Origin of the sequence: Cryobacterium sp. Hh38 (genome assembly GCF_004403235.1) — a bacterium.
Lineage (GTDB): Bacteria > Actinomycetota > Actinomycetes > Actinomycetales > Microbacteriaceae > Cryobacterium > Cryobacterium levicorallinum.
The window spans coordinates 1-7,980 of the sequence record NZ_SOHD01000048.1; the positions used below are offsets into that span (position 1 = coordinate 1).

At 57.7% G+C, this 7,980-nt stretch carries 5 protein-coding genes and 1 pseudogene; all 6 read left to right on the top strand.

The window, feature by feature from the left end:
* Nucleotides 1–160: 160 nt before the first annotated feature.
* Nucleotides 161–1,909: a DNA methyltransferase gene (locus E3T41_RS17250; RefSeq protein ID WP_370257990.1), complete on the top strand. Its 1,749-nt coding sequence runs from the start codon at nt 161–163 to the stop codon at nt 1,907–1,909.
* Nucleotides 1,869–3,010 (top strand): annotated as a pseudogene (locus tag E3T41_RS17260) (IS3 family transposase). Before E3T41_RS17250 ends, E3T41_RS17260 begins: the two are co-directional and overlap by 41 nt.
* A gap of 40 nt (nt 3,011–3,050) precedes the next feature.
* Nucleotides 3,051–3,836: a type IIL restriction-modification enzyme MmeI gene (locus E3T41_RS17265; protein ID WP_370257993.1), complete on the top strand. Its 786-nt coding sequence runs from the start codon at nt 3,051–3,053 to the stop codon at nt 3,834–3,836.
* Nucleotides 3,833–5,803: a DEAD/DEAH box helicase gene (locus E3T41_RS17270; protein ID WP_134479482.1), complete on the top strand. Its 1,971-nt coding sequence runs from the start codon at nt 3,833–3,835 to the stop codon at nt 5,801–5,803. Before E3T41_RS17265 ends, E3T41_RS17270 begins: the two co-directional genes overlap by 4 nt.
* Nucleotides 5,800–7,014, top strand: a complete 1,215-nt coding sequence (locus E3T41_RS17275) for a GIY-YIG nuclease family protein (protein ID WP_134479483.1) — start codon at nt 5,800–5,802, stop codon at nt 7,012–7,014. Before E3T41_RS17270 ends, E3T41_RS17275 begins: the two co-directional genes overlap by 4 nt.
* An 11-nt stretch (nt 7,015–7,025) precedes the next feature.
* Nucleotides 7,026–7,874 (top strand): endonuclease NucS domain-containing protein, encoded by an 849-nt coding sequence (locus E3T41_RS17280; protein WP_241991230.1) that lies wholly within the window; start codon nt 7,026–7,028, stop codon nt 7,872–7,874.
* Nucleotides 7,875–7,980 lie beyond the last annotated feature (106 nt).

Sequence of the window (7,980 nt, forward strand, 5' to 3'; positions counted from 1 at the left end):
TGAACTCCTGGGTGAAACGCCTGCGTGCTGCGGTCATGCTGATCTCTACTTTCAGTGAACCCTCATTTTAAGAGGGCCCACTGTCCGAGATATCCGCGGCAGGTCACACGTCGTTTACTTCCGAGAGACCACAGACGACCCGCTCGCTGTAATCGACAGCCTGCGAACCTCACCGACCGTGGTCCGGCACAACACCAGATTCGTGATCGTCACCGATTACAACGAGCTGCTCGCCGTCGACACCAAGACCGGTGAGAACCTGATGATCCCGATCCGGGACATCGGTAAGCACTTCACGTTCTTCCTGCCCTTGGCCGGCATGGAAAAGGCCCAGTACGTCGCCGAGGCCCACGCCGACGTCAAGGCTGCCGAGCGAATGGGCAAACTCTTTGACGAACTGCTACTGGCCAATCCCGAGCTACTGGATCTGCCGCACGGCCGTCATGCCCTCAACGTCTTTTTCATTCGACTCCTGTTCTGTTTCTTTGCCGAAGACACCCGAATATTCAATGAAAACCAGTTCACGAACGCGGTCGGCTCGCACACGCAGTCCGATGGGTCCGACGTCGCCGAGTTCATGACCACCCTTTTCACGGCGCTCGACACCAAGCGATCGACTGACAAACCCGCTCACCTTGCCGGGTTCCCCTACGTCAATGGCCGGCTGTTCACGGTGAAGCCGACGGATGTGGTGCCTAAGTTCACCAAGAAGGCTCGAGACCTCTTGATCGAGTCCGGCACGCTCATCTGGCGAGAGATCAACCCGGACATCTTCGGCTCGATGTTCCAAGCGATCGTCACCCCGGGCAAGCGTTCTGACCTTGGTCAGCATTACACCTCGGTTCCCAACATCCTCAAGACAATCGAGCCGCTCTTCCTCAACTCCTTGAAGCAGGAGTTCGACACCGCCTACGACTCCAAGAAAAAGCTCGAAGGGCTTTTGGAGCGAATCAGCTCGATTAAGGTGTTTGATCCGGCTTGTGGATCGGGAAATTTCCTAGTCATCGCCTATAAAGAGCTACGGCGCCTGGAGCATGCAATCCTAGAGCGCTATGCAAGTATCGACGCCCAGCACCAAGTGATTTATGCCGAGTCAAAGATCAGCGTTGAAAGTTTTTACGGCATTGAGATTGATGATTTCGCGGTCGAGGTCGCGATCCTGTCGCTGTGGATCGCCAAGCACCAGATGAACGAAGAATTTCGAGAGAAGTTCAATCTTTCGATCCCTCTCATCCCGCTTAAGGAGACCGGGCAAATACATCTTGGCAACGCCACCCGTATCGACTGGCGGCAAGTCTGCCCTAACGGTGGGGACGAGGAGATCTACCTCATCGGAAACCCTCCATACAAGGGAGCAAAATCTCAGGGCAAGGAAATGAAGAGTGACTACGACTTCGTATTTGGTCGCCGCCACTTCTCAAAGAACCTTGACTACATCGCGCTCTGGTTCATCAAGGGTACAGACTACATCGAGCGAACACGCGCACAGTTGGCGTTCGTCACAACCAATTCGGTCGCTCAAGGCGAGCATGTCGGCTTGATGTTTCCGATGATCTTCGCAAAGGGCATCGAGATCGGATTCGCATACACTTCTTTCAAATGGGAGAACAACGCCAAGCGCAACGCAGGCGTAACAGTGGCCGTCATCAGCCTGCGGAATGCAAACGCTACTCCGAAGTACTTGTACACCGACGATCTTCAGATCGCGGCCAACAACATCAATGGCTATCTCACTGATGGCGTTGGAGTCGTCCTCTCGAGACGAAATAAACCGCTCGGGGTTTTCCTTCCGGACATGGTATTCGGATCTATGCCACGCGACGGAGGTGTGGCCTTGACCCCGTTGTGTGGACACCTCACAAGAGAGAATGTTCACTATGGCAAGATCACGTCGGGACTTCACCCCTGAGTACAAAGACGAGGCCGTGAAGCTGGTCGTCACCACCGGCAGAGCGGTCACGACCGTCGCCCGCGAGCTCGGCATCAACGAGGCCACGTTGGGCCGCTGGGTGACCGCGTTCAAGGCCCGCAACGAGACCGGACAAGCCGAGGTGACGGAGTCCGAGAGGGCGGAGCTGCTGCGGCTGCGGAAGGAAAACGCGGATCTGAAGATGGACAGGGCGTTTCTAAAAAAAGCGTCCATCTTCTTCGCCCAGGAAGCCTCGGATACGAACGGCAAGCGTTCGAACTGATGCTGGCGGAGAACACCAACTTCACCATCACCCGCATGGTCCGTCTCCTCGAGGTCTCCCGCTCCGGCTATTACGCGTGGATGGATCGTGCGCCCTCGCCGGCGGCGATCCGGCGGGAGCACATCGAGCAGAAAGTCGCCTTCTTTCACGGCGATTCTGACGAGGTTTACGGGGCCCCGCGCATCCTTGTTGACCTGCGTGCAGACGGCGAGATCATCTCCCGCAAAACGGTAGCCAGGACCATGAAACGCCTGGGTTTGGCGGGGATCTGCCCGAAGAAGTNAAAGTGGGATACCGGCGCGTTGAACCAGGTTTGGGTCGGCGACATCACCTACCTGAGGACGTGGGAGGGGTGGGTGTATTTGGCGACGGTCATCGACGCCCACAGTCGCCGCGTGATCGGTTGGGCTATCGCCGACCACATGCGCACCGACCTCATCCAGGACGCCCTCACGATGGCCATGGTGCTGCGTGGGGACCGCCCAGAGACGGTAATTTTCCATTCCGACCGTGGCACCCAATACGCCTCGGCTCAGATCACCGAATTCGCCGCCGCGCATGGCATCACCCGGTCGATGGGCTACACCGGAATTTGCTGGGACAACGCCATGGCTGAGAGCTTCTTCGCGACGCTGAAAACGGAGTTCTATTACCGACGGATCTGGCCCACCCGGGCCCGGGCGATTCGCGACGTCGCGGCGTGGATCGAGGACCGCTACAACCGTCGCCGTCGCCACTCCTCGATCGGGCACGTCACGCCTGTGGACTTCGAGCTGCAATACTCGTCACAGGCCGCAGAGATTCAACTCGCCGCTTAACCCGTGTCCACTCTCCGGGGTCAAGGCCAGTGGCCTTATCCTGTCGCCGGAAGAACGACTGCAGTTGCTGGCCGATGACCCACGAAGCGCACCGTTCATCAAACGCTATATGGGGTCAGCAGAAGCGATCAATGATGGCGAACGGTACTGCCTTTGGATACCGGAGGGTTCGGTCGCAGCAGCTCGTGCTATCTCTGCAATCGAATCACGACTCGTACGTGTGGCCAGTGAACGAAGCAAGAGCAAGGCAGCCAGCACGGTCGCATACGCGGCCCAACCGCACAGGTTTGTACAGATCAGTTACAAGCCGACTGAATCAATCCTCGTTCCGAGTATTTCTTCGGAACGCCGTGACTACATCCCAATCGGATATGTGGGTCCTGAAACAGTCATTTCGAACAAGGGATTCGCAGTGTATGACGCGCAACCTTGGGTCTTTGGACTTCTTACCTCCCGAATGCATATGGCGTGGACGAATGCGGTCTCTGGTCGAATGGAGATGCGGTATCAGTATTCGAACACCATCGTTTACAACAATTGGCCGGTACCGCCGCTGTCGAACGCGGTCAAGGAGAAGCTGACGGCCGCAGCACTTCGGGTGCTCGACGTCCGCGAATACCACTGCGAGCGGACGCTCGCCCAGTTGTACGATCCGGACCTCATGCCCTCCGACCTGCGCGCCGCCCACGCCGATGTAGACGCGTTGGTCGACTCTATCTACTCCAAGCGCGGGTACGAGACAGACGAGCAACGGTTGTCAGACCTCTTCGGCATGTATGAAAAGATGACCGCAGATGAAGCATTAAACGGGGGAGAGAAAAAGTGAGCAAATCACTTAATGTCGTAGACGTGACCTATGCCCAAACGGGCGCGTCGGTCCACACCGACTCGATGGGGATGCGCGAGATGCAGCAGCGCGTCTTCGCTAAACGTGATGCTCAGCACCTGCTGATCAAAGCGCCGCCTGCCTCGGGAAAGTCGCGCGCGCTCATGTTCGTTGCGCTGGACAAGCTCTACAACCAGGGCCGCAAAAAGGTCGTTGTCGCAGTCCCCGAACGCTCGATCGGAGCATCCTTCTCCGCGACAAACCTGACCGATCACGGGTTCTTCGCCGACTGGGAGATCAAGCCCGAGCACAACCTCTGCACGCCTGGCTCCTCAGTCGGCAAGGTTGATGCATTCATCAAGTTTCTTGAGGGCCCGGACGCTACGATGGTATGCACTCACGCCACTTTGCGGTTCGCCTTCGAGAGACTCGCCCCTGACGCGTTCAACGGCACCGTGCTCGCGATCGACGAGTTTCACCACGTCTCCGCCGACATAGAAGCCAACCGACTTGGAGCGCTGCTGCGTGACGTGATGAACGGCTCCGACGTGCACATCGTCGCGATGACCGGCTCGTACTTCCGTGGCGACTCTGTGCCCGTGCTGACTGCGGACGACGAGGCGCAGTTCACGCCCGTCACGTTCAACTATTACGACCAGCTGAACGGGTATGAGCACCTCAAATCCCTAGGCATCGGTCACCATTTCTACCAAGGTCGTTACACCGATGCCATCGGTGAAGTCCTCGACCTCAACAAGAAGACGATCGTCCACATCCCGAACGTGAACTCGGGTGAGTCCACGAAGGACAAGATCGAGGAGGTCGGGTTCATCATCGATTCGATGGGTGAGTACATCGACACCGAGGACACCGGCATTATTCGCATTCGCCGCACGGACACCGGTCAGATTCTGCGGGTCGCGGACTTGGTTAACGACGCAGATCAAAAGAAGCGCGGCGAGACCCAGCACTACCTGTCCACCGTCGCTTCAAAGGAACGGGGCGGAGTCGACATTATTATCGCGCTCGGCATGGCAAAGGAAGGCTTTGACTGGCCCTTCGCCGAGCACGCCCTGACGGTGGGCTATCGGGCCTCTCTGACCGAGGTAATCCAGATCATCGGCCGCGTCACCCGAGACAGCCCGGGCAAGGAGCACGCTCAGTTCACTAACCTCATCGCCCAACCCGACGCGGCCACCGACGAGGTGAAGTACTCGGTCAATAACATCCTCAAAGCGATTACGGCGTCGCTCCTGATGGAACAAGTGCTGGCACCAAACTTCACCTTCAAGACAAAGACCGGCAACGACGACGCGCCCAAACCGGGCGAGTTGCGGATCAAGGGTTTTAAGGAACCTTCGACCGACCGGGTGAAGCAGATCGTGAAGACCGACCTCAACGACCTCAAGGCCACTATCCTCCAGGACGACACCTTCGCAAAGGCTGCTGCGGGAAGCCTGGACCCCGAGGTGACCAACAAGGTACTGATTCCGAAGATCATCCGCGAGCGGTACCCCGACCTTAACGAAGTGCAGGTCGAGGAAGTACGTCAGCAGGTCGTCGTGGACTCCGTTGTCAAGAACGGCGAAATTCGCGAGGTCGGTGACAAGCGTTTCATCAAGATGGCCGAGAAGTTCGTCAACATCGACGAGATCGACATCAACCTTATCGACTCGGTAAACCCGTTCCAGCGAGCGTTCGAGGTCATGAGCAAGTCGGTGACCCCGAGTGTGCTGCGCATCATCTCCGACGCCATCACGGCAACTCGCATCGAGATCAGCGAGGAAGAAGCGCGCGTCTTATGGCCCAAGCTCCAGATTTGGGTAAAGGTCAACGGCCGCAAGCCTGACGTGCGCAGTGATAACCCGACGGAGAAACGATACGCCGAAGCGATCCTGTTCCTCCAGAGGCTGAAGCAGCGCCATCTGGCTGCGCAACGAGCGATGTTGGTGGGTAACGAGGCATGACCGCAGCCGAGAACGGAAAGAACAACAGTCGGCTACCGGTGTCGGAGTCGAATGGAACGGATATGCAGTGGCTTATTGATTCTGACGTTGACGGGCTCCTGGACGTAGCGGAAAAGCCAAAAAAGATCACGGCCAATGACCGCCTAGAGAGAGCATTCCTCGAGATAGTCGAGTTTCAACGCACCCACGACCGAGTGCCCAGCTCGACGACACGAGAGATCGCCGAACGCAAGCTCGGCGCTCGGCTGGATGGCATTCTTGCTGACGAAGCCAAAACCACCGCGCTGAAGCGCCTAGACGAGTTCGGACTCCTGGACGTCGCCGAGACACCCACTTCGATCGACGACCTGCTGAACAGCGACGACTTTGACTTGCTCGGGGACGATGAGTCTGGCCTTCTAGATACTTCCGGCTTACCGGCCCGGGCGCGCCGCATCGCACCCGACGATGTGGCGACGAGAATCAAGTCCGAAGACTTTGCGCAGTATGAACATCTTTTCGTTCAGAAGCACGCAGAACTAAGAGACGGCGCATCGAAGCTCGTGAGATTTGCTCTGGCTGGCGGCCAACAGGCAATCCAGGAAGGAAAGTTTTTCGTACTTTCTGGGATCATGCTCTTCGTGGCGGAGATAACCGATCCTGAGGCGGCCCCAGGGGTGCGGACCCGATACAAGCCGCGCACCCGGACCATCTTCGAGAACGGCACCGAGTCACGACTTTTCCGCCGATCCCTAGCCGGACAGCTACTCGAGCAGGACGGGTACGCGGTCGTGAGTGCCGGTCTGGTAGAAATCTTCCCCGATGACGAGGCCACGGGATACATCTACGTGCTGCGTTCGCTCAGTGACGATCCTCAGATTTCAAACAGAAAAAATCTGTACAAGATCGGCTTTACTCGCGGCTCAGTTATGAAACGGATTGCCAATGCTGAGAATGAGCCGACCTACTTGATGGCTCCAGTTGAGATCGTCTCTACTTACCAAACGTACAACCTCAAGGTGTCTGCGCTTGAAGACCTCCTGCATCGGGTCTTTGCGAAAGTGCGGCTCGATATCAATCAGATTGACGGCAAAGGGCGCAGGTATGACCCTTCGGAATGGTTCGTGGCGCCGGTGAACGTCATTGACCAGGCAATCAACTTGATCATGTCCGGCGACATTGTCGACTACGTGTACGACGCTGAGACCCAACGACTTCTGGAGCGTGACTGATGGGTGTCGAAATGGGGCTGTGGCGCGCGGACGGGAACAAGCTCACCCGAATCACCGCCACGGTCATCGGCCTCGAGGCGCAGCTGGAATCTTACATCGAGTCAGACCCGTCGATGTTGGGTGAGACGCTTCTGATCGTTGGCCGACAGGTTACGACCGCACATGGCGGTTATATCGACCTCCTCGCGATCGACGAAACCGCGGCAGTGCATGTGATCGAACTCAAGCGAGACAAGACGCCCCGCGACGTCACCGCGCAAACTCTCGACTACGGTTCGTGGGTCGCGACGCTGGGCCGCGCCGAGATCATAGGAATCTTCGCCAGCTACCGCCCCGGTGTCGCACTGGAAGAAGCCTTCGAAGAACAGTTCGGTGGAACGCTGCCGGACATGGTCAACGCGAACCAGGTCTTCACTATCGTTGCGGCATCCGTCGACGCCGCCACCGAACGCATAGTCCGGTTCCTCAACGAGGACTTCGGTATCCCGATCAACGTCGTCTTTTTCCGCCACTTCCACGACAACGGGGCTGCTTACCTTGCCCGAACTTGGCTCGTCGAGCACGACACGCAACCCATCGCCACTACCGCCGCCACGCATAAGACAAAGTCGCGGGAGCCTTGGAACGGGCAAGACTGGTACGTGTCCTTTGGAGAGTCTCCCGCGGGTAGACACTGGGTCGATGGCATGACTTACGGCTTCGTCTCCGGTGGTGGCGACAAGTGGTTCTCACGGACCTTAAAGAACCTAACGGCGGGCTCGCGCGTATTCGCCTGCATACCCAAGGTCGGCTATGTCGGCGTCGGCACTGTCCTCGACGAAGCGAAGCGGTTCGACGAAACCACAGTCCTGCACAACTGAATATTGGCTTCGATGGGCACCACCTGTGGTGCGAGTGAGCCCCACTGTTCAGATGCTTGATTTGTATCGTTGAGCCCCACTATCGGCGTGGTTGAGTCCCACCTGG

Coding starts and splice junctions, on each gene's coding strand:
- E3T41_RS17275 (WP_134479483.1), top strand. CDS start 5,800: ATGACCGCAGCCGAGAACGGAAAGAACAACAGTCGGCTACCGGTGTCG.
- E3T41_RS17280 (WP_241991230.1), top strand. CDS start 7,026: ATGGGGCTGTGGCGCGCGGACGGGAACAAGCTCACCCGAATCACCGCC.